The 21,279-nt window shown below is 71.6% G+C and carries 15 protein-coding genes; 8 read left to right on the forward strand and 7 right to left on the reverse strand.

Annotated features, from left to right (window positions below):
- Positions 1-517: 517 nt before the first annotated feature.
- On the reverse strand, positions 518-943 hold the full coding sequence (locus ACGFZS_RS27385) for a hypothetical protein (protein WP_393797329.1): 426 nt from the start codon (positions 941-943) through the stop codon (positions 518-520).
- On the reverse strand, positions 940-1,449 hold the full coding sequence (locus ACGFZS_RS27390) for a SigE family RNA polymerase sigma factor (RefSeq protein ID WP_393797330.1): 510 nt from the start codon (positions 1,447-1,449) through the stop codon (positions 940-942). The genes ACGFZS_RS27385 and ACGFZS_RS27390 overlap by 4 nt, the downstream gene beginning before the upstream one ends.
- Before the next feature lie 209 nt (positions 1,450-1,658).
- On the opposite strand from ACGFZS_RS27390, the gene ACGFZS_RS27395 reads away from it, so the two are divergent.
- Complete coding sequence (locus tag ACGFZS_RS27395; RefSeq protein ID WP_393797331.1) at positions 1,659-1,985, forward strand: hypothetical protein; 327 nt, start codon at positions 1,659-1,661, stop codon at positions 1,983-1,985.
- A 302-nt stretch (positions 1,986-2,287) separates the two neighbouring features.
- Here the strand turns inward: ACGFZS_RS27395 and ACGFZS_RS27400 are convergent, their stop codons facing one another.
- From ACGFZS_RS27400 to ACGFZS_RS27410, 3 genes are all read right to left on the reverse strand, one after another.
- Complete coding sequence (locus tag ACGFZS_RS27400) at positions 2,288-2,974, reverse strand: hypothetical protein (RefSeq protein ID WP_393797332.1); 687 nt, start codon at positions 2,972-2,974, stop codon at positions 2,288-2,290.
- A 251-nt stretch (positions 2,975-3,225) separates the two neighbouring features.
- Entirely contained in the window at positions 3,226-3,537 is a 312-nt protein-coding gene (locus ACGFZS_RS27405; RefSeq protein WP_393797333.1) for a hypothetical protein, read from the reverse strand.
- A 392-nt stretch (positions 3,538-3,929) separates the two neighbouring features.
- Positions 3,930-6,704: a cellulosome protein gene (locus ACGFZS_RS27410; RefSeq protein WP_393797334.1), complete on the reverse strand. Its 2,775-nt coding sequence runs from the start codon at positions 6,702-6,704 to the stop codon at positions 3,930-3,932.
- Positions 6,705-7,112: 408 nt separating this feature from the next.
- Between ACGFZS_RS27410 and ACGFZS_RS27415 the strand changes: the two genes are divergently transcribed.
- The 6 genes from ACGFZS_RS27415 (at position 7,113) to ACGFZS_RS27440 (ending at position 15,194) form a co-directional block, all read left to right on the forward strand.
- The gene (locus tag ACGFZS_RS27415) at positions 7,113-8,126 is read left to right on the forward strand and encodes a LacI family DNA-binding transcriptional regulator (RefSeq protein ID WP_359219006.1); all 1,014 of its coding nucleotides are present in this window, start codon (positions 7,113-7,115) and stop codon (positions 8,124-8,126) included.
- Between the two features lie 257 nt (positions 8,127-8,383).
- Complete coding sequence (locus tag ACGFZS_RS27420) at positions 8,384-9,628, forward strand: extracellular solute-binding protein (RefSeq protein ID WP_393797335.1); 1,245 nt, start codon at positions 8,384-8,386, stop codon at positions 9,626-9,628.
- Between the two features lie 20 nt (positions 9,629-9,648).
- A complete protein-coding gene (locus ACGFZS_RS27425; protein WP_393797336.1) occupies positions 9,649-10,611 on the forward strand; it encodes a carbohydrate ABC transporter permease in 963 nt (320 codons plus the stop codon).
- Entirely contained in the window at positions 10,608-11,432 is an 825-nt protein-coding gene (locus tag ACGFZS_RS27430) for a carbohydrate ABC transporter permease (RefSeq protein WP_393797337.1), read from the forward strand. Before ACGFZS_RS27425 ends, ACGFZS_RS27430 begins: the two co-directional genes overlap by 4 nt.
- 101 nt (positions 11,433-11,533) lie before the next feature.
- The gene (locus ACGFZS_RS27435; protein WP_393797338.1) at positions 11,534-13,273 is read left to right on the forward strand and encodes an amylo-alpha-1,6-glucosidase; all 1,740 of its coding nucleotides are present in this window, start codon (positions 11,534-11,536) and stop codon (positions 13,271-13,273) included.
- Positions 13,274-13,340: 67 nt separating this feature from the next.
- Complete coding sequence (locus tag ACGFZS_RS27440; RefSeq protein WP_393797339.1) at positions 13,341-15,194, forward strand: RICIN domain-containing protein; 1,854 nt, start codon at positions 13,341-13,343, stop codon at positions 15,192-15,194.
- Positions 15,195-15,283: 89 nt separating this feature from the next.
- Here ACGFZS_RS27440 and ACGFZS_RS27445 read toward each other — a convergent pair whose 3' ends face one another.
- Complete coding sequence (locus ACGFZS_RS27445; RefSeq protein ID WP_393797340.1) at positions 15,284-16,609, reverse strand: lipase family protein; 1,326 nt, start codon at positions 16,607-16,609, stop codon at positions 15,284-15,286.
- 260 nt (positions 16,610-16,869) lie between these two features.
- Here ACGFZS_RS27445 and ACGFZS_RS27450 point away from each other — a divergent pair, with 260 nt between their 5' ends.
- Complete coding sequence (locus ACGFZS_RS27450) at positions 16,870-17,598, forward strand: DUF1275 family protein (protein ID WP_393797341.1); 729 nt, start codon at positions 16,870-16,872, stop codon at positions 17,596-17,598.
- A gap of 9 nt (positions 17,599-17,607) precedes the next feature.
- Here ACGFZS_RS27450 and ACGFZS_RS27455 read toward each other — a convergent pair whose 3' ends face one another.
- A complete protein-coding gene (locus tag ACGFZS_RS27455) occupies positions 17,608-21,243 on the reverse strand; it encodes a discoidin domain-containing protein (RefSeq protein ID WP_393797342.1) in 3,636 nt (1,211 codons plus the stop codon).
- Positions 21,244-21,279 lie beyond the last annotated feature (36 nt).

Here is a 21,279-nt window from a genome sequence, read left to right on the forward strand (position 1 = left end):
TCCAGACCGATCACCCGGCGTCTGGAGGACCTCTTCTGCATCTGCCAAGTCCGCCCGCAGCCGCGCCAGTTCGGCTTCGAGCTCCTCCGCCCGCACCACCGCGGCCTTCCGCCGCGCTTCCAGAACAGCCCGCATCGACGGCATCCGCACCCCCCACAACATCCCGACCGGCAACGAGTCGAGACTTCCGTGACAGCTCCAATCCCGTGCCTGAACAGGGGAATCCGCGCACGGAGTTCGGAAAGAGAACGACCTCTCAGCCTGTGGAGTGCGCTTTGACCCGTACGATCTGCGCCAGGCGTGGGTACGGACGAGTGCCGAATGACCGTCGACGTGCCTGACCTGCCCGCACGGCACCCTCGCAGTAACCACCCGCTGCTGCAGCGGGCCCGTGCGATCGGCTGGCAGATCGACGCCGACGGCCTGGACACCTGGACGCGGCTGCACCTCCGCGGGCGGCTCGGCGGGCGGGCGCGTTTTGTCGACGGCTGTGGGGGATGGGGCACGTCCCGGTTGTCTATCGGCTGCCGGGGTGTTGGGCCTTTGTAGGGGCGGGTTCGGCCGCGCCGTTCGAGTCCTGCGGTGCCGCCCCTGTGCCAGTAGCCGTGCTCGCCGCGGGCTGTGCGCCGCCCGGGGGGTTCCCGTCCTGCGGTGCGGCTGTGGTCGGGCTGGGCGCCGCAGGGCGAGTTACGGCCGGGATGAGCGGCTGCGGGCCGTGTCTGGTGTCTGCCCGCGGCAGGATGGTGGCTACGGTGACCGTGCAGGCCACGACCGCGAGCGTGCTTACTGCGGCGAGCACCAGGCGACGGCGCCGGATGCGGCGGCCACCGGTCACGGCCGCGTCGACGACGCTGGGCAGGGGCGGTTCCGGCCGTGCGCCGAGGAATTCCTGGAAGGCGGCGTGCAGGGCGTCGTCGTCGCGCTCGTCCATGTCCAGCCTCACCTGGCCGTCCCTTCACTGTTCATCTTCTCGACGATGGCACGCAGTTTGGCGAGCCCCCGGGCGCTCTGGCTCTTCACCGTCCCCGGAGTCACCTGTAGCGCGTGTGCAGTCTGCTCGACGGTCCAGTCCTCCCAGAATCGCAGAACCAGCACGGCCCGGTAACGGGGCGGCAGCTCCATGAGCGCCTCTCGCATCACCATCTGCAACTCCGGTGCGACCGGCACGCCTGCGGGCAGATCGGGCGGCTCGCTCACCGGCTCCTCGCGCCAGCCTCCCTTGCGCTGCTGGTCGATGAAGGTCCGGGTGAGGATGGTGCGTGCGTAGGCGTCCACGTTGCCGTCCCGGCTGACCCGTCCCCAGGCCACGTAGAGCTTCATCAAAGCGGTCTGGGTCAGGTCCTGCGCCTGGTACCAGTCCCCGCACAACAGGTAGGCGCTGCGTCGGAGCTGCGCCTGCCGGCTCTCGGCGAATTCCCGGAACTCCCGTTCCCGGACTGCTTCCCTCACCCTTGCTGACCTCCGCTTGCGCATCATCCCACCGGTCCTACATACGGGGATCGGGCCCGCAGGGTTGCATGGCGCGGCAGGGTGATTCTTTCTGCCGCCGCGTGCAACCCGTTTTCGCCCGGGCCCGTACTTCTGTCACACGAGGGCTTCCGCGCTGTGATGCGGCGGTCCGCGATCCAGAGACCTGACACCCGAACAGAGGAAGACCGTTGAAGCACCGCAAGATCTCGCAGAAGCAGCGCCGGCTGTACAGCATCGCCGCCGGAACCGTCCTGGCCGCCGCGGGCACGGCCGGCATCGCCTCGGCGGCAACGGCCCACGACGCTGTCGCCGCGACCCCCGCTTCCCACTCCGCCTCGTCCGCCCACTCCGCCTCGTCCGCGGACCGCGCCGACACCGCCACCCCAGCCGGTAACGGCGCGCAGGAAGCCGCCCCCTCGGGTGGCGGTGCGGCGGAGCCGGCGCACTCCAATGCGAAGGACAGCCGCCCCTACTGGGAGTTGACCCCGCAGGAGCGGGCGAACGCGGTGGGCTGATCGGCTGAGGGTCGCGCACTCCTCTCGGGGCCGGGCATGTGCCCGGCCCCGACAGGGGCACTCGCTCAGCCCTCATGCGCGGTGAGGGTTGGCCTGGCGTGCGTCAACCGCTCGACGAGGCCGCGCAGTTGGGCGGCGTGACGAGCGTCGCATTGTCGGCGGGCCCCGGACGTACAGTGTTCAGCAGCGCGACCCAGGCGGTGTGACCCGACTCCAGTGCGGCAACGAAGCAGTACGTTCAGCCCGGCACGAACTGGTCCGTCCTGCAGTCGCCACGCCCGTAGACGTGGCAGAACAGCCGGTCATTGCTGGTCGGGGCATCGCACTGGAGCCAGTTGCTCCAGTGGGCGTGCGCATAGCGTTTTTGCAGTATGCGAGTTTTCTCCATGTCCCACTTTGGGCTGTGCTGCCGACTCGCGTCTCTTCGCACTGGGCCTGTAGAAGGTGCGTCGCGCGGCGCGAGTAGTCCTCATCGCGTTGCCGCCCTTGGCCGCCGCGGCTTTCGCGGTGTCCTCGCGCAGCGTTTCGGGCTTTATCACCACGCCCTTGCCGTCCACCGACACGATCAGCGGCGTGGCGTCGGTGCGGGGAGCCGGCGCGAGGGCGTCGTAGAACACGTCGATGTCCGCTGCGGCGCCGGCAGCGAGTTTCTGGACCTGCCGGTGCCCGGCGCCGGTGCCGGTGCCGGCGTTGATCCGCTCGTAGGCGTCTGCGAAGCTGCTGCGGGCGGACTCGATCGCAGCGAGCCTGGCCGGCCCGTGCGAGTGCATCCCCTCCGGCAGGTTCAGCACCGCATCGGCCGGGTGCGGATGCGCCACCCTGGTGCCGCGGTAGGCGATCCGGGCCATCGTGGCCAGGGTGCGATGCCGGCCCCGCTCGATCCGGGTGCGTTCGCAGCCTTCGGCGTCCACGACCTCCTGCCGACGTGCCTCGTTGCCGGCCCGCAGGGTCAGGTGGTCCTGGAACAACTGCCGGGTGACCTCACGCATCCGCACTCCCAGCAGGTCCTCCGACCGCGCGCGTCATCACCGCCGCCCGAGGGGCCGCCAGCTCCGCACACGCCGCGGCGAACAGACAAGGATCCCGCGCTCCACGAGCCGCTTCAGCTCCGAGTGTGTCCCCTCGATATGCCGCGGCTCAGCGCCTGGACCCAGGTGCCGGCAGACCTCTTTGCGGCGCATCGCCGCCCCCGGGGTCGCCAACAGAGCGATGATCTCCCGGTACTCCGGCGACGTCACCGTCACATCCAGCTCTGCCTCGGCCTGCGGCAGCGCCGCAGCAAGCCCGTCGGCGCCCCGCCCGGGGCGTTCATGCACGACACCGGAGAAGACGGTGCGTACAGCACCTCCTCAACCGTCTCCCGCGCAATCTGCGACCGCGACAGCCACTCCTCTGCCCGCGACAACTCCTCGGACAAACCGGCGATCTGCTCACGCAGCCGTTCGACCTGGCCCAGCACCTCAGCTCGCGTGGCCTCCAACGCCTCCAACGCCTCCGTCAACGACGGCACACCCCACCCACCCTCGCTCAGCACCCGCACGCCTCCGGCCACACCCCGAACCTCTACGAATCACCCCCAACGAGGCACCCCCGGAAGATCTACACCCATCGAGGATTGCGACAACGCCTCGGTCCCACCGCTACTGACCCGCGCAAGGTGGTGGTAGTGGTGGTAGTCGTCTTCCGGGACGGCAGAGGTCGCAACGAAAGGGTTGGTGGAGCATGATCAACGGCTATTTGCGCGGCGCTCGCCCACCGGGGCGGCCGAGAATCGCAACAAATGGATAATGGATAGGCGGCGGGATCGCGGCCGTTCAGCTGGTGGGGCGACCGGCGTTTGCGGCATCGTCTTTCAGGTGGGCGGCCCGCCGATCATCTTGTGGAGGCCGACCTCCGTGACGGCCGAGGGGCGCAACAGGGTGCGCGAAGTGAGTACGACCGCCTCTATGGTGATTCTCGGTCGCCCTTCGGGGCGACCGAGGTGTTCATCAGCGGGTCTGTCGGCGACGGCAGGCCCGCTGGTGTGTTTGCGGGGCACGCGTACGGGGCGACGGTGATGCTGTCGATCAGCGGTGCGTGGCGGGAGCGGAGCGGTACGTCGGGGAAGGTGTCCGACGCGTAGCCGGCGCCGTCGAAGTTCGGCGGCTCCTCGGCGCGGAAGGTGATCGTGTTGGGTCCCTTCTCCAGCCGGACCGCGACGGTCAGTTCCCAGAAGTTGTTGCGGTGGAAGGTGTGCGGGAAGGCGACGCGTCGTGTCCCGCCGCCGTTGACGGTGATGTCGGCGTGGCGGGCGAGCGGGTCCGGGTTGTAGTGGGTGGCCTCGGCCTGTTCGGGGTTGGCGTAGCGGACGCGCAGCGCGTGCAGGCCGGTCCGGTCCGCGGCGACGGTGAAGGCCGCGGTGTTGTCGTTCCCGGGGGCGCCGCCGATGCCGGTGATCGCGGTGCCGCCGGTGGCCAGGGAGAGGGGGGTGAGGGCGGCCGAGCCGGCGAGTTCGGCGGTCCGCGCCTCGTAGGTACGGGCCGGGAGCGTGCCCCGTGAGGGCGTGACCGTGACGCGGTCGACGAGGGTGGTGGACGAACCTCCGGTCAGTGTCACCTTGTTGATGCCGCCGGAGAGGGAGACCGCGACCGCGCCGGTGCCCTCGCCCAGCCGCAGGACGTCGTGCCCGTTGACGGAGAGCCGGGCCCCCGAGCCGCCGAGGGTGTCGACCCGCACGGTGGCCTCGCGGTCGGCCGGCGCATGGACCCAGAAGGTGGCCGTCTGGTCCTTCGCGAGCCGCGCCGCGCCCGAGCCGGTGGCGGGGGACGCGGCGGCCTGCCTCGGCAGGTCGTAGACGGGCCGGGCGCCGCCGCCCAGCCAGGCCAGCTCCCCCTCGTACACCCGGGTGGCCGCCGAGGCCTCCGGCAGGGAGAGGGTGAGGCGGTCGACGACGGCGTCGCCCCTGGTGGCGCGCGTGCCGTCCAGGCTCCGTGCGGCGAGCGTCAGGGTGTGGCGGCCCTCGGTGAGACGGACCTCGGTGTCGGTGTGGTCCCAGACCGCCCACTTGTGGCCGAGCGGCAGATACAGCTCCTGTTCGCCGTCCGCGGCGCCGTCCACCCGCAGGAAGACATTGGTCGGGCCCTGTTCCGCCACCCGGTCGCAGGTGTTGAGGGAGTTGGCGAAGACGCTCAGGCCGTAGGTGCCGTCCTCCGGTACGTCCACGGTGAAGTCGAGGACGACGTCCGAGCCGGTGCGCAGGCCGCCGACGTGGTGGCCGCCGGAGGTGTAGAACCTCGACACGTCCTGCGGCGAGCCCTCCGGACCGTTCCTGGAGTACCCCGCCCCGGTGTGCGCGGCGTCCTCCGCCTCGTACGACGCCTGCCAGCGCACCGGCGGCGACTGGGTGCCCCGCGCCCCGCCCGCCGGGCTGAGGACGATCTCGTACGCGGAGGACTCCCTCAGTTCGGGCAGCGCTCCGCCGTCGCCGAAGCCGAAGGCCACCGTGCCGTCGTCACCGACCTCCAGGTCCGTCTCCGTGAGCAGCCCGGGGCCCGCGGAGTCGCCCAGCTGCCCGCTCCACTCGATCTCGCGCACCCAGGCGTGCACACGGTCCCCGAAGACCTCCTTCGGTACGTCCGTGAAGGCGATGCGGGCCGCTCCGGCGGAACCGCCGAAGAGCAGCCGGGCCTGTCGCTTCCGCTCGTCCAGCGTGGCCACGCCCCGCAGGGTGTAGTTCTCGCCGGGGAACGGCGGGCTCACCCGTACCGTGTGCCCGCTCATCGAGGCGTAGCAGTGCAGCAGCCACCACTGGCCGTTGCCGCGGTTCGCCTGCACCGCGGAGTCGGAGAGGTTGCCGGCGATGTTCCAGTACGCGATGTCGGCGTCCACCTTGGACTCCTCTATGGCGGACACCCACTGGATCATCTGGCCGGGGACCGAGGTGTGGTAGTTGAAGGCGTACTCGTTGATGTTGACGGGGAGCCGCGTGCCCTCGCGGTCGGTGCCCCGGAACAGCTCCCGCTCCCACGCCCGGTACCTGGCGACGCTCTCGCGCACCGACTCCGGGTGGCTCAGCTCGTGCCAGGTGACGACGTCGGGGAGGGTTCCGGCGGCCAGCGTGTGCGTGAGGAAGCCCTTCACCTGGTCGTACAGGACACTGGTGTTGGGTCCGGCGATGCGGGCGCCGGGCATCCTGCCCCTGACGAACCGGTGGACGTCGTCCCAGGCGGCGAAGTAGCCGGCCGGATCGTCGAGCCAGCCGACCCCGTCGTAACTCCACTCGCCGGTGCCGAACATGTTGCCCTCGGGCTCGTTGAACGGGACGAGGACGATGTGGTGCCGGTACCGCTCGGGCAGCCGCAGGATCTGGTCCACCTGCGCGGCGATCCGCTTCTTGTAGAGCCCGAGCTTCTCCTCGGGGGTGCTGCCGGGCCACCGGTACGGGAAGCCGCGGTGGATGTCGGTCAGGTAGACGTACACGTCACCGCCGGTCGAGTCGGCCAGCGGCCCGACCACCTCCAGCGCGTCGGCGCCGGGGTGCTGCGGGCCGTCCTGGGCCTTGGTGGAGACGGTGCGCAGGCCCATGCCCTCGATGAGGTTGCCGGTGGGGACGCCCGGCCCGTACAGGCCGTAGAGGGTGCCGGAGGCCCCGCCGTGGAAGGCGCCGGTGTCCGAGCGGAGACCGACGGTGAGGTGTCCCTCGTGGACCGCGGTGGGGGGTGCCTGGGCAGCGGAGGGCATGGATCGCGTCCTCAATCCGTGAGTAGGGGCTCTTCGGTGTCGAACCGGTTCGATCCGGGGCGCTGCCGCGGTCCGGTGCGGGGTGTGGAGGGGGCTGGAATCTGCGGGATTCTGCGGGGCCGGTTCTGGTTCTCCGTGAAGGCGGCTTCGTCGAACCGGTTCGCCGAAGCTAGCACCGGCCCATCCGGTCAGCAATCCCTCCGGCAAGAGGAACCGGTGGTCGTCACGGTGTCGTGGGAAGTGCGGCCCGAGGTGTTGACAGCGGTGCGGGCTCTTCCTACCTTCACTTCACGCGAACCGGTTCGAACGCCGGGGCGCCGCTCCTCGCATTCCCCTCCCGCTCTCCCAACCGGCCCGGACCCTCCCGTGAGGTGTCGAACCGGTTCGAACCTCGAACCAGGAGTCGCCGTGAACATCGGTGAGATCGCCCGGCGGGCCGGTGTCTCGCGCAGCACCGTGTCCTACGCGCTGAGCGGCAAGCGCCCGGTGTCGGACGACACCCGCCGCAGGATCCAGCAGGTCGTCGACGAACTGGGCTACCGGCCCAGCGCCAGCGCCCGCGCCCTGGCCAACGGACGGACCAGCACCATCGGTCTGGTCTTTCCGCCGGCCGGGAACCACTACACGGGGATGCAGCTGGACTTCATCGGCAGCGTGGTGGAGGCCGCCGCGGCCCACGACCACGACGTGCTGCTGTCGCCCAGCGGCGTGGACAGTGACCGGTCCTTCCAGCGGCTGCTGGGGGAGCGGCGGGTCGACGGGGCGATCCTGATGGAGATCCGGCTGGAGGACGACCGGGTGGACCATCTGACCGCCCTGGACTTCCCCTTCGTCGCCATCGGCCGGACCGCCCGGCCCGACAGCGGCTGGTGGGTGGGGCTCGACCACACCGCGCTGGTGGAGGCGTGCGTCCACCATCTGGCGGACCTCGGCCACCGCCGGGTCGCCTTCGTCAACCGTCCCGAGCAGCTGCTGCGCAGCGGCTACGAGTCGGCGCACCGGGGTCTGGACGGCTTCACCAAGGCCGCGGCCGAGCGCGGGCTGACGGTCCGCGCGTACTGCTGCGGGGACGACCCGGCCGCCGGCCAGACCTGTCTGGAACAGATCCTGCACGACGACCCCGGCACCACGGCCCTCGTCACCATGAACGAGGCCGCGCTGGGCGGCCTCTACCGGGGCCTGGCCCAGGCCGGCCGCCATGTGCCGCGCGACTTCTCCGTCACCGGGGTCGTGGCCGGCCGCTGGGCGGAGACGGTGACCCCGCCGCTCACCGCGGCGGACGTACCGGCCGAGGAGATGGGCCGGCGCGCCGTCGAACTGCTGGTGGAGCGGCTCGACAACCCCGCCGCGCCGCCCCGGCACCATCTCCTCGTACCGCCCGTCTCACTGCGGGCCAGCACCGGGCCCGGCACGGCCGGCTGACCGCCGCCCACGCGCCGCCCGCCACTTCCGGCCACTTCACGTCACCTCGGCTCACCTCGCCTCACTTCACTTCACTTCACCTGACTTCACCTCACGGGACGCTCCGCCCGCCAAGGCCGTTCGGCGTGCCCGCGCTCACCTCACCTGACCTCACCCGATCTCACCGTCACGGCCGACGGCATCCGCATGCCCGGATCGTCGGCAGCACCCGCATGCCCGCGACGCCGGGCACCCGCGTCGAGAACAGAGGACCTCCGATGAACAGCACCTCCACCAGACGCCTGACCGTCGCGGCCCTGACCGCCCTGGCCGTCGTCGGCACCGCCACCGCCTGCGGCTCCGGCTCGGGCAGCGGCGGGACGAAGGCGGCGGACAGCGGCACGTACACCGTCTGGGACCCGTATCCGCAGTTCGCCCGGGGCTCCGCCTGGGTGAAGCTGCTCGACGCCTGCGGCACCGCGGCCGGGGTGAAGATCAAGCGGACCGGCTTCGACACCAGCGACCTGCCGAACAAGGCGCTGCTCGCCGCGCAGCAGGACAACTCGCCGGACGTCCTCGTCGTCGACAACCCCGTGGTGTCGACCCTGGCCGAGGCGGGCGTGCTCACCACCACCGCCGACACCAAGCTCGACACCTCCGCCGTGGACCCCAACCTGCTCGCGGCCGGCCAGTCGGGCGGCAAGACCTACGGCACCCCGATCGGCGCCAACACCCTTGCCCTGTACTACAACAAGAAGGTCCTGAAGGCCGCCGGGGTGGACATCGCCTCGGTCAGGGACTGGCCGTCGCTGACGGCGGCCCTGGAGAAGGTGAAGAAGGCCGGCAAGAAGGGCATCACGTTCTCCGCGATCGGCACCGAGGAGGGCAGCTTCCAGTTCCTGCCGTGGTTCTGGGGCGCGGGCGCGCACCTCACCGCCCTCGACTCCACCCAGGCCGTCTCCGCGCTCTCGCTGTGGAAGGGCTGGCTGGACCAGGGCTACGCCCCCAACTCCGTGCTCAACAACACCCAGACCACCAGCTGGCAGGAGTTCGCGACCGGCGACTACGCGTTCAGCGAGAACGGCACCTGGCAGCTCGCCAACGCGAAGAAGGCCGGACTCGACTACGGCGTCCTGCCGATCCCCGGCGCCGCCTCGGGCACCGCCCCCGCCCCGACCGGCGGCGAGTTCGTCACCATCCCGGTCCAGGGCGACACCGGCCGCTACGCCACCGCGCGCAAGCTCGCCACCTGCCTGACCAGCACCCAGAACCTGTACGACACCGACACCACCCTCTCCTACGTGGCCCCCACCGCCGAGGTGCGGCAGAAGCAGGTGGCGGCCGATCCGGGCCTCAAGCCCTGGGTCGACGCGGTCAAGGCAGCCAAGGGGCGAACCAGCGACGACCTGGGCACCAAGTACCCCAAGATCTCCGAGCAGTTGTGGAAGGCCGTCCAGTCCGCCCTCAGCGGCTCGAAGTCTCCGAAGGACGCGCTCGACGCCGCCCAGTCCGCAGTCAAGTAGCCGCACTCCGGAGCCCGTTGATGAGCCAGACGACGCAAGTGGCGCGCCGCCGACCGGTGTCCGCCCCCAGTGGTGCGGCCCCGCCCCCGGCCCGGCGCCGCCCCGCCTCCCCGCAGTGGGCCGCCTGGGCCTTCCTCACCCCGGTGACCCTCTACCTCGCCCTCTTCTACGCCTATCCGCTCTACCGCAATCTCGACCTCAGCCTGCGCGACTACACCGTCCGCTCCTTCGTCCAGGGCAACGCGCCCTTCACCGGACTGCGCAACTACCGGACCGTCCTCGACGACCCGGCCTTCGCCCCGGCCCTGCTGCACACCGTGGTGTTCACCGTCGTGTGCCTCGCCTTCCAGTACGCCATCGGCCTGGCCCTCGCGGTCTTCTTCCACCAGCACTTCCGGCTCTCGGCCACCCTGCGCGCCCTGTTCCTGGTGCCCTGGCTGCTGCCCCTGATCGTGTCCGCCTCCACCTGGTCGTGGATGCTCAACAGCGACTCCGGTGTCGTCAACGCAGCCCTGCACACCGTGGGCGTCGGCCCGGTGAACTGGCTGACCTCGCCGTCCTGGTCGCTGGCCTCGGTGATCATCGCGAACATCTGGATCGGCGTCCCGTTCAACCTGGTCGTGCTCCACAGCGGCCTGCAGTCCATCCCGGCCGGCCTGTACGAGGCCGCCGCCCTCGACGGCGCGGGCGCCTGGCGGCGCTTCTGGAGCATCACCCTGCCGCTGCTGCGTCCGGTGTCCGCGATCACCCTGCTCCTGGGGCTGGTCTACACGCTCAAGGTCTTCGACATCATCTGGATCATGACCAAGGGCGGCCCGGCGGAGTCGTCCACCACCTTCGCCACCTGGTCCTACCAGCTCGGCTTCGGCAACCTGCTGCCCGCCTTCGGCCCGGGCGCGGCCGTCGGCAACCTGCTCGTGGCCGCCGCCCTGGTCTTCGGCCTGGTCCACCTCCGGGTCCAGCGCAGGCAGGAGGCGTCATGAACCGGCACGGCCCACGGACTTGGGGGAAGACCGCCGTCGGCCTCCTGCTGACCGGGATCATGCTCTTCCCCGTCTACTGGATGCTGAACGTCTCCTTCACCCGCGACCAGGACATGCGCAAGAGCCCGCCCGACCTCCTGCCGCTGCATGGCACCCTGGCCGGCTACCGCGCCGTCCTCGCCGAGCAGTTGCCCTACCTCGGCACCAGTCTCGTCATCGGCCTGGGCACCGTGGTCCTGACCGTCGCGCTGTCCGCTCCCGCCGGATACGCCCTCGCCAAGCTGCGCCCGCACGGCGGCGGGGTCCTGAGCTTCCTCCTGCTGGCCGCCCAGATGATCCCCGGCATCATCATGGCGATGGGCTTCTACGCCGTCTACCTCCAGCTGGGCCTGCTCCAGTCCGTGCCCGGCCTGATCGTCGCCGACTCCACCTTGGCCGTGCCGTTCGCCGTCCTCGTCCTCACCGCGTTCATGTCCGGCATCCCCGGCGAACTGCTCCAGGCGGCACGGACGGACGGGGCCGGGCCGCTGCGCACCTTCTGGTCGATCGTGCTGCCGATCAGCCGCAATGCCGTCGTCACCGTGTCCCTGTTCGCGTTCCTGTGGTCGTGGTCCGACTTCGTCTTCGCCTCCACCCTGGTCAACGGCGGCGCCCACGAGCCGATCACGCTCGGCATCTACCACTACATCGGCAACAACAACCAGGAGTGGAACGCCATCATGGCGACCGCCGTCGTGGCCTCGCTGCCCGCCGCGGTCATCCTCGTCCTCGCCCAGCGCTACGTCGCGGCCGGCGTGACCGCCGGTGCGGTCAAGGACTGAACCGCTTCCCCCTCGACGCCCCAGCACCGCCGGCCCGTCCGTCACCGCTGTCCACCGGCCGGCCGGCCGCTGCCCCCTGCCGCAGAATCGAGTCGCCCTTCATGACCGCCGTCCGACCCGGCCCGGCCTTCTCCGTCCACGACATCCCGTTCAGCACGTACGGATCATGGTTCGGCATCTCCCCCGTGGTGGCCGAGAAGACGTACGCCGACGATCTCCACCTCGTCTCGCACCAGAACGGCATGCACGCCGTTCTGCGCCTGACTCCCCTGGACCCCGCCACCAGCGACCGGGCGGAGACCCGTGTCGAGGCGACCCCGGCGCTGCTCAGCTGGGTCGGCACGGGCGGCCGTATCGACCTGGCCTACGCGACACCGGACACCGTGCGCCTGCGGGGGAGCGGCCTGGGCGTCAGGGTCGCCGCGGCCGCCCCCGCCCTGACGCCGTTCAGCGGCACGTACTTCTTCCGCGATCCGGCGGCGGACGCGCACGTGTTCACGTCGTACGAGACCGGCCGCCGCCACCGTGTCACCGTGGTGTCCGGCACCCTCGCCGGGACGACGGGTGCCGAGGCCCTCGGCAGCGCCGACCGGGGTCTCGCGCTGACCGCGGGGCCGGGCGGTGTCTGGGAGATCGCGATCGAGGAACTCGACACCGCCCGCCCGCCGTTCGCGGCCTCGGCGGGCTTCGACGAGGTGGTCGAGGCCGCGCGGATCTCCTTCGCGGACTTCGTCGACCGGGTCGCCCCATGGCGTTCGTCCGCGACCCCGGCCGCCGAACTCGCCGCCTACGTCCTGTGGTCGGCGACCGTGCGCCCCACGGGATTGGTCACCCGGCCCGCCGTACTGATGTCCAAGCACTGGATGGACAAGGTCTGGAGCTGGGACCACTGCTTCAACGCCCTTGCTCTGGCCCCTGGTTGCCCCGAGCTGGCCATGGACCAGTTCGCCCTGCCCTTCGACCACCAGGACGCGAGCGGCGCCCTGCCCGACTCGGTCACCCACTCCGAGGTGCTCCACAACTTCGTCAAACCGCCCGTCCACGGCTGGGTCTTCGGCCTGCTGCGTCGCCGACTGCCCACACCGCCGGACGAGGCCGAACTCGCCAGGACCTACGGGCGGCTGGCGCGCTGGACCACCTTCTGGCTCACCGCACGGCGCGCCCCCGGATCCGAACTGGCCCACTACCAGCACGGCAACGACAGCGGCTGGGACAACGCCACCCCCTTCGACCCCGAGCGCGTCGTCGAGACCGCCGACCTGGCCGCCTTCCTCGTCCTGCAGCTCAACGAACTCGCCGATCTGGCAGCGGAGTTGCAGCGGCCTGAGGAGAGCAGGCACTGGCAGCGGACCGCCACGGAGATCCGGACGGCGCTCCTCGCGGAGCTGTGGGACGGAGACCGATTCGTCACCCGGTCGGTCGCCACCGGGGACACCTGGAGCAGCGCGAGCCTCCTCGACCTGATGCCCGTCGTGCTGGGCGAGCACCTGCCCGGCGAGGTGAGCAGCGCGCTGGCCGACCGGATCAAGGCCCACCTGACCCCGTACGGCCTCGCCACCGAACTGACCGCCTCACCGCACTATCTCGCCGACGGCTACTGGCGCGGCCCGGTCTGGGCGCCCGCGACCGTCCTCGTCGAGGACGGCCTGCGCCGGGCCGGCCATCACCGGCTGGCGGACGAGATCAGCGCCTGCTTCCGCGCCCTGTGCGAGACCCACGGCTTCGCCGAGAACTTCGACGCCGTCACCGGAACGGGTCTGCGCGACCGCGCCTACACCTGGACCGCCGCCGGCTACCTGCTGCTGGCCGAGGCCCACGCACACCGAGAGGGCCGCCGCTGAGCGGCCGTCTCCCGCCCCGCTCCGGGGCCGACCGGGCCCCGGTTCATCCCCCCCGAGGAGCCGCACGATGACCTCGCCTGCTTTTCTCCCCAGACCCACCACCCGCCTGCGGCGCCGGGCAACCGCCTCCGTCGCCGTCCTCCTGACCGCCCTCGCCGCCACCCTGCTGCCCGCCGGCCCCTCGCGGGCCGCGGACACCAGCGTCACCGTCGACTTCGCCACCGCCGGAGGCGCCCCCACCTACCACGCCTCCGGAACGATCTACGGCATGACGCCGGACGGCTCACTTCCGCAGGACCACTTCTTCACCGACATCAAGTGGCACTTCATGCGGGCCGGCGGAGCCCAGCTCAACAGCGGCGGCTACGCCACCAGCCTCGCCGACTACCAGACCCGCTGGGCCTCCACCCTCGCCCAGTACCAGCGGACCGCCGCCCTGGGCGGCACCTTCGTCCTGCTGCCGCACGACCTGTGGGGCGCCGACGGCACCACGAGCCAGGGCTGGCCCGGCGACAACGGCGACTGGACGCAGTTCGACGCCTTCGTCACCCAGCTGATCAGCGACGTCAAGGCCAACGGCATGACCGTCCAATGGGACCTGTGGAACGAACCGGACGGCAGCGGGTTCTGGGGCGCCTCGCAGACGCAGTACCTGCAGATGTGGTCGCGCTTCTACGCCAAGGTCCGGGCCGCGTTCCCGAGCCAGCTCATCGTCGGCCCCAGCATCGCGGGCCAGCCCAACGCCTCCAACACCTGGTGGACCACGTACCTGTCGTACGTCAAGGCCAACAACGTCGCGCCCGACGTCTACAGCTGGCACGACGAGCCCGGCGACCCGGTCACCGACGTCGGCCGCGCCAACTCGACGCTCGCCGCGGCCGGTCTGACCAACACCCGTGCCTACCAGATCAACGAGTACGCCACCTTGTCCATGCAGTCCCCGGGCGGCGGCGCCTGGTTCATCGGCCGCCTGGAGCGGGCCGGCGCGGACGGCCTGCGCGGCAACTGGGCCTCGGGCACGAACCTGCACGACTACGAGGCCAACCTGCTCACCAAGAACAGCGCGGGACAGTACCTGCCGCTGGGGGAGTGGTTCATGTACCGCTACTACGGCTCGCAGAGCGGCAACATCGTCAACCTCGTCCCCGGCACCAACACCGACGGCCTGGCCACCAAGGACAACACCGCGAAGAACGCGAAGATCCTGCTCGGCAGCAACGGCAACACCGGGACCGTCACCGTCAACCTCACCGGCCTGAACACGACGTCGGTGGTGGAGAGCGGCAAGGTCCGCGCGGTCGTCCAGCGCGTCCCGTACAACAGCGGCGCCGCCGTGACCGGTCCGGAGACCGTCGCCGACACCACCCTGACCGTCAGCGGCAACGCGGCGTCCCTCGCCATCCCCTGGACGACGGCGCAGGACGGCTACACCGTCACCCTGCTCCCGCCGTCGAACACCACCGTCTCCACCGTGGCGGTGAGCCAGAACAGCGGCCAGTGCCTGGACGACACCGGTCTCAGCACCGCCGACGGCACCCAGTACCAGCAGTACTCCTGCGAGGGCGGCTACCAGCAGATGCTCGACCTGAAGCCGGTGAGCGGCACCACCAACACCTACACCGTGGTCGACGAGCTCAGCGGGAAGTGCCTCGACGTCTCCGGGGCGTCCACCGCCGACGGCGCCGCCGTCATCCAGTACACCTGCAACGGCGCCACCAACCAGCAGTTCACCCTGAACCCCGTCACCGCGCTCGGCAACGGCCACGACTACCAGCTGGTCGCCGTGCACAGCGGCAAGTGCGTGGACGTCTCCGGCGTGTCCACCGCGCCCCGCGCCCTGGTCCACCAGTGGACCTGCGACGCCGCGAGCGCCCTGACCACGAAGAAGAACCAGATCTGGCGCCTGCTCGGAAAGGCCTGACACGGAGCACCCCCTGGCAAAGGGGGAGGCGAAGGGCGTGGGAGGGGCCGCGGACGGGGCTGCTGCCCGGTCCGCGGCCCGCCGGGGCGTCAGGGCTGTACGGGCATGCTCCAGCAGTTGGAGGAGGCCGCCTTGCCGGCGAAGCGGTCGGTGAGCCAGTCGATGGCGGAGCCCTGGTCGGTGAGCAGCGGGGCGAAGTGGTTGAGGAGGGCGCTGCCGACGCTGGGGAGTACGACGGGTGTGTAGGTGACGTCGCCTCCCTTGCGGCACCAGTCGACGGCGAGCTGGCGGGCCTGGGCGTGGGGGACGAGGTTGTCGCTGACGCCTGTGGTCAGGCGGATGGGGCCGGACGGCTTGAGGGTGCCGATGCGCTGGCTGTCGAGGAAGGCCTGGAGCGCGGGGGTGGTGGCGATGATGTCGCTGATGGACCGGCCGTCGGTGGTCCACTTGGTGCTTTTCGCGTAGGCGTAGCCGAGGAGCGCGTCGCCGACGCACATGGTCGACAGGTCGCTGAGGGCGGCCTTTCCGGCGTCGTTGAGGTGTGCCTCGGCGATGGGCTTGAGCGAGGGGTCGGACTGGAGGAAGCCGTTGAGGGACCAGCCGAGCGCACCGGCCAGTTCGCTGCCGTCGATGGCCTTGGTGACGGCGGTCAGGTCGGCGGGCGGTGCGCCCGCGTAGGTGCCGGAGAGGGTGACGTCGGGGGCGTAGGAGGCCTGGAGTTCGGCCGCGGCGGCGGTCGCTCCGCCGCCCTGGCTGTAGCCGTAGAGCCCGACGGGGGAGGCGTCGGTGACGGAGGCGCCGTCGACCGCGCGGGCGGCGCGGACCGCGTCCAGGACCGCGTGTCCCTCGTCGACGCGGTTGACGTAGGTGTGCAGCCGGTCGGTGGCGCCGAGGCCGACGTAGTCCGTGACGACCACGGCGACGCCCTTCGCCAGGAGGCGGTAGATGGCGAGGTCCTCGTAACCGACGGACAGCGTCTGGCTGTTGACGGTCAGCGGGTGTTCGAGGCCGAGGGAGGCGGCGCACTGGTCGCCCTGGCCCATGGTGCCGGGGGCGAGGGCCACCAGCGGGCGTGGTCCGTCTCCCTGCCAGGCGGCGCTCGGTTCGATGTAGGCGCCGGTCACGGCGACCGGATCGCCGTTGGAGTCCGTGGACTTGTACATCAGCCGGGTCGCGGTGCCGGGGAGCGGACCGTCGAGGCCGGGCAGGCTGAGGGCGAGCGGGAGGGGCTCGCTGCGGATCAGGGTGCCGTTCGCCGAGGGGAGTTCGGCGGGCGGGTTGTAGAACGCGGGGATGGTGACACCCCGGGAGACCACCTCGTCCGCCGCCGTGGCGGCGGTGCTGGCGAGGGCCTGGGCGCCGAGGCAGGCGGCAGCGGTCACCGCTGCTGCCAAAAGCTTCCTGCGTGCGGGCATGGCGAACCTCCTGTGATGCGGCCGGCAGTGAGGAACACAGGTGAATGCGGCGGGGAGAGCAGGCCGTCCCGGGCCGGCTCACACCGCGGTGAAGTGGTTCGCCAGGACATTACGCGCGAGTAAGTTACTCGTGGTACTACCGCGTAGGTTACGGTTCGGTAATTTGACGCGGTGTCTAACTACGTCAAGGGCTGCCTGGTCGGACCCCCGAAGCCGGGAACGGCCCTCGCCGCGCGTTACGCTCGGGGACTGTGAGTGACGTGCGGCCGAAGCGAGCGGCAGAGCCTCCCGGGCCACCGCCGACGGAACCGGGGACCGCGCTGCGCGTCGCCGTCGTGCTGCTGGTGGCGGCCTCCGGGGCGGTGGAGACCATCTCCTTCACCGCCCTGGACCATGTCTTCGCCGGGGTCATGACGAGCAACCTGGCCCTGCTCGGGATGGCGGTCGGCCGGGCCGAGGCGACGGGGGTGACCGCGGCGGTGCTGGCACTGGCGGGTTTCGGCGCGGGCGCGGCCGCCATCGCGTGGTTCACCCGCCGGCCCCGGGGCGAGGCCACCCGCTGGTCGCCGCCGGTGCTGTGGTCCCTCGCCGCAGAGGCGCTGCTGCTGGCCGCGGGCGCGGTGGCCTGGGCCGCCCTGGACGGAGCGCCGGGGCCGGTCGCCCGGGACGTGCTGCAGTGCGGTGCCGCGCTCACCATGGGCATCCAGTCGGGCGCCATGGTCGCGGCCGGGAGCGCGGCGGCGCCGACCACCTATCTGACCGGCACCCTGGCCACATTCATCGTCAAGGGCGTGCGGGCGGGCCGCCTGAACCGCTGGGTGTCCGCCCGGCTGGCCGCCCTGATGGTGGGCGCGGCGGTCTCCATGGCGGTGCTGCGGACGGCACCGCCCTGGGCCGGGGTGCTCCCGCCCGTGCTCGTGGTGTGCGCCCTCCTTGCGGCGGGCTCGTGCCGGGCCGGGGCCGCCCGGACCGCCCGGGCCGCCCAGTGAGGTACGGCGTCACCGGGCGGTGGACCGGGGGACGTTGTAGCCCTCGACCCGCACGCTCGGCCGGGTGACCGCCACGTCGGCCGGCCAGGTCGCGGTGACGGTCCGTGACTCGCCCGGGAGCAGCCACAGGTAGTTGTCGCTGTAGAGCGTCGGCAGCACGCGGTCTCCCGAGCGGTCGTCGAGGAGGGAGACCCGGAGCATGGCCGCGACGGCGGAGCCCCGGTTGGTCACCCTCGTGGTCACCGTGTGGCGGTCGGTGCGGACGAGGTCGGCCAAGACCCGGGTCCGCCCCAGCTGGTTGAGGGCGTTCATGGCCTCGGGGGTGCGATACCGCCAGTACGTGTTCTCCGAGAGCAGCGTGCCCCGCGCGTCCGTGAGGCGCAGGCGCAGCAGATGGAGGTCCGGCAGGTCGTCCTGGACCGGGGCGGTGAACGCCGTCGTGGTCGCGGACGGCGCCACGTCGACGGTCGCGCGCCGCTCGGGGGCCACCTGGCGGCCGGTCAGGTCGTACCACCGGGCCACCACGACCGCGCCGTCGATCGCCCGCGGGGTGTGGTTGACGGCGATCACCCGGCCGTCGACGGGACCGGCCTGTACATGGACGGGCTCGGCGGCCTTGCGGGCGCCGTAGTAGGCGCCGTTGACGTCGAAGTCGTAGTCGTAGGTCTGCCAGACCGTGCTGTACCAGGCGGGGTGCGACATCCACAGCATCAGGCCGCTCGCGTCGTCCCAGAGCCGGGCGTTCCAGGCCTCGAACATGGCGCGGACGTTCTCGTAGTTGACGAACTGCGCCTTGCGGCAGAAGTCGTCCAGGCCGGTCGCCGGGCCCAGCCGTGCCTCGATCGCCGCCCGGTAGTTCTGCGGTGCCTGGTTGCCCCTGGTGCTCCAGTCGTGGTGGTACCAGGCGGTGCCGACGGGCCACTCGGGTTCGTCGGCGACGAGCCGGCGCATCGTCTCGGCGGTCGGCACCACCGGCATGCCGATCTCCGTGTGGAAGCCGAAGGTCCCGCCGCCGTAGGTCGACGGCGAGGAGTAGCGCTCGGGCTCCACCCAGCCGTAGGGGCCGCCGCCGGAGACGATCCCGCCGGCCGAGTTGTTCTGGTAGAGGATTCCGGGCGCCTCGGCCCGGACCGCGGAGCGCATGCCGTCGTCCACCGGGCCGGGCGGATCGCCCTCGTTGGCGCCGCACCACACGACCACGCTCGGGTGGATCCGGTAGCGCCGTACGGTGTCGCGGGCCAGGTCGAGGAAGGCCTGGTGGTCCGGCGGGTCCATGGCCCAGGCGCCTGGGAAGTCGTTCCACACGAGCAGGCCGTGCTCGTCGCAACTGGCGTAGAACTCCTCGCGGTTGCTGCTGCCCACCCAGTTGCGGATCATGGTGAAGTTCATGTCGCGGTGCATCCGCACGGCCGTGTCCATGCGCGTGGCGGGCATCCGCCGCAGCAGTTCGTCCCAGCCCCAGTTGCCGCCGCGGCAGAACACCCGGACGCCGTTGACGCTGATCTTCAGCGGCACGGTGGAGTTGTCGACGGACTGCACGTCGGTCCAGTCGGTGCCGTCGTCGGAGACCTGGACGGTGAACGTCCGCGCGTACGCGGTCTCCCAGGTGATGACGACCCGGTCGAACGACACCGTGCTCCCCAGGTCGACCCGGATCCACTGGTCGTCCTCGAAGGCGGACGACCACCGGGTGCCCGGGTCGCCGTCGACGGCGTTGCCCGGCTGGTGCGCGGTGTCGTCGACCGAGGACGCGGTGGCCGCCTGGCGCAGGGCCAGATCGGTGTCCGGCGCCGCGCTGTCCAGCACCGCCAGGCTCCACATCGACGCGCCCCAGCCGGTGGCGCGGGTGCGGCACAGGACGCGCAGGTACCGCGCCCGCCGCGATGCGAAGTCCACGGTCTGCGCGACCGCGTTGCCGCCCGGCGGGAAGGTCAGCGGGACCTCGTACTCGTAGCCGAACTGGCGTATCCCGAAGCGGGACGTGCGCCGGTCGCTCTCCACGCCGGACACGGTGGCGGTGAGCGTCAGGTCGTGCAGGGCCGGGTCGCCGTAGCCGTTGGGCCACCACAACCGAGGTTCGTGGAGGCGGAGTTCGGGGTGGTCGGCGGGGGTGAGGACGACGTCGGTGGCACCGCCCCCGGGCACGGTGACCGTCTCGGACACCCGTACCGGCCCGAAGGCGGCGGTGACGGTGACGCGTCGGGGTCCGGTGTCGGCGTTGCGCACCGGGATCACCAGGGTCAGCTCGGCCGTGCCGGTGTCGGGCAGGTCCGGCAGCAGGGTGTCCACCCGGGGGTCGCCGAGCACCGCCGCGCCGGTCGAGCGGAGCCGGACGTGGTTCCAGATGCCCGCCGCCCGGTCCCGTACCGCCGGCATCCAGTCCCAGCCAGAAGCGGCCAGGTACGTGGGGGAGTTGCGGTTCATCATGTTGGCGCCCGCGTCCACGAAGGCCAGCCCGGCCGGGCCCTTGTCCCCGGGGCTGCCGGGGAAGGGGACGGGGGTGATCCGGACGGCGAGGGCCTGCGCCGAACCGTCCGCGAGCAGGCGGGTCACGTCGAGGGCGGCGCGGGCGAAGGGGAAGGTCAGCTCGCCCGCCCGGTTGCCGTTGAGCCAGACCTCGGCCCTGTGGTTGATCCCGTCGAACTCCAGCCAGACATGGCGTCCGGCGCCGGTGCGCAGGCCCTCGGGGAGGCGGAACTCGCGCCGGTACCACCAGGAGTGCCGGGACAGCGCCTCCGGGATCCGCAGGTTGTGCAGGCCGGACACCGGGTCGGGCAGCTTCCCCTGGTCCACCAGCGAGGTCAGGACGGTCCCGGGCACGGTGGCCGGCAGCCAACGGCCGGTGTCCACGCCGGGTTTGGACAGCGCGGGCCCGTCGCCGTCCGCCCGGTCGTCCAGGGTGAGGTCCCAGCCGGACTCCAGCGGGACCGTGCCGTCCGCCGCGAGGCGCAGCGGCTCGGGGGTGCGGTGCTGGGTGCCCCAGTTCGTCCAGCCGGTGGCCTCGGGGCGCGGGGCGTGGCAGGTGCCGTACACCTGGAAGCCGTTGAGGCCGAGCGGGTTGGCGTTGGAGCGCTTGTGCACGGTCAGCCGCACCCAGCGTGCGGTGACCGGTTCGGGGAGGGCGATCTCCAGGGCGCCGCCCGTGCCGGAGTCGGTGCGGTACACCGTGGTCCAGGACGTGTGGTCGCGCGAGGTCTCGACGACGAAGTCGACCGCGCAGCTCGACAGGATCTCCTGGCCCGTCGTGTCGTTGCGCGGGCTGCCGTTCGGCGAGTCGGTGAACGGCGGGTCGGCCGCGGTCGCCTCGAAGACCAGGCACAGCGACTCCACCCGGCACGGCGCCTGGAGGTCCACGGAGATCCACTGCGGATCACCGGCCGCGGCCCGCCATCCGGTGCCCCGGACGCCGACCTGGCCGAGACCGTCCACGGCGAACTCCGCGGGCGTGGGCGCGTAGTCGGTGGAGGACACCGACACCGGCCGGTGGGCGGCGAGTTCGCCCCGGGAACCGCGCGGCCCCGGCTGTCCGGAATCCGCCGCGGCGGCACCGGCGAACGGGCCCGCGCCGAGCCCGAATCCGGCCAGCAGGGTGGTTCCGGCGGAGAGAACGGCACGGCGGGACGGCGGAGTTGACTGATCCGACATGAACGGGGGCTCCGATCAGGGGAGTTCGAGCCGGGC

Source organism: Streptomyces sp. NPDC048288 (assembly GCF_043201555.1).
Classification (GTDB): Bacteria; Actinomycetota; Actinomycetes; order Streptomycetales; family Streptomycetaceae; genus Streptomyces.

Bases quoted from the DNA above. Each gene is read 5' to 3' on its own strand.
- ACGFZS_RS27400 (WP_393797332.1), bottom strand. From the start codon at position 2,974: ATGCGTGAGGTCACCCGGCAGTTGTTCCAGGACCACCTGACCCTGCGG.
- ACGFZS_RS27410 (WP_393797334.1), bottom strand. From the start codon at position 6,704: ATGCCCTCCGCTGCCCAGGCACCCCCCACCGCGGTCCACGAGGGACAC.
- ACGFZS_RS27420 (WP_393797335.1), top strand. From the start codon at position 8,384: ATGAACAGCACCTCCACCAGACGCCTGACCGTCGCGGCCCTGACCGCC.
- ACGFZS_RS27425 (WP_393797336.1), top strand. From the start codon at position 9,649: ATGAGCCAGACGACGCAAGTGGCGCGCCGCCGACCGGTGTCCGCCCCC.
- ACGFZS_RS27430 (WP_393797337.1), top strand. From the start codon at position 10,608: ATGAACCGGCACGGCCCACGGACTTGGGGGAAGACCGCCGTCGGCCTC.
- ACGFZS_RS27435 (WP_393797338.1), top strand. From the start codon at position 11,534: ATGACCGCCGTCCGACCCGGCCCGGCCTTCTCCGTCCACGACATCCCG.
- ACGFZS_RS27440 (WP_393797339.1), top strand. From the start codon at position 13,341: ATGACCTCGCCTGCTTTTCTCCCCAGACCCACCACCCGCCTGCGGCGC.
- ACGFZS_RS27445 (WP_393797340.1), bottom strand. From the start codon at position 16,609: ATGCCCGCACGCAGGAAGCTTTTGGCAGCAGCGGTGACCGCTGCCGCC.
- ACGFZS_RS27455 (WP_393797342.1), bottom strand. From the start codon at position 21,243: ATGTCGGATCAGTCAACTCCGCCGTCCCGCCGTGCCGTTCTCTCCGCC.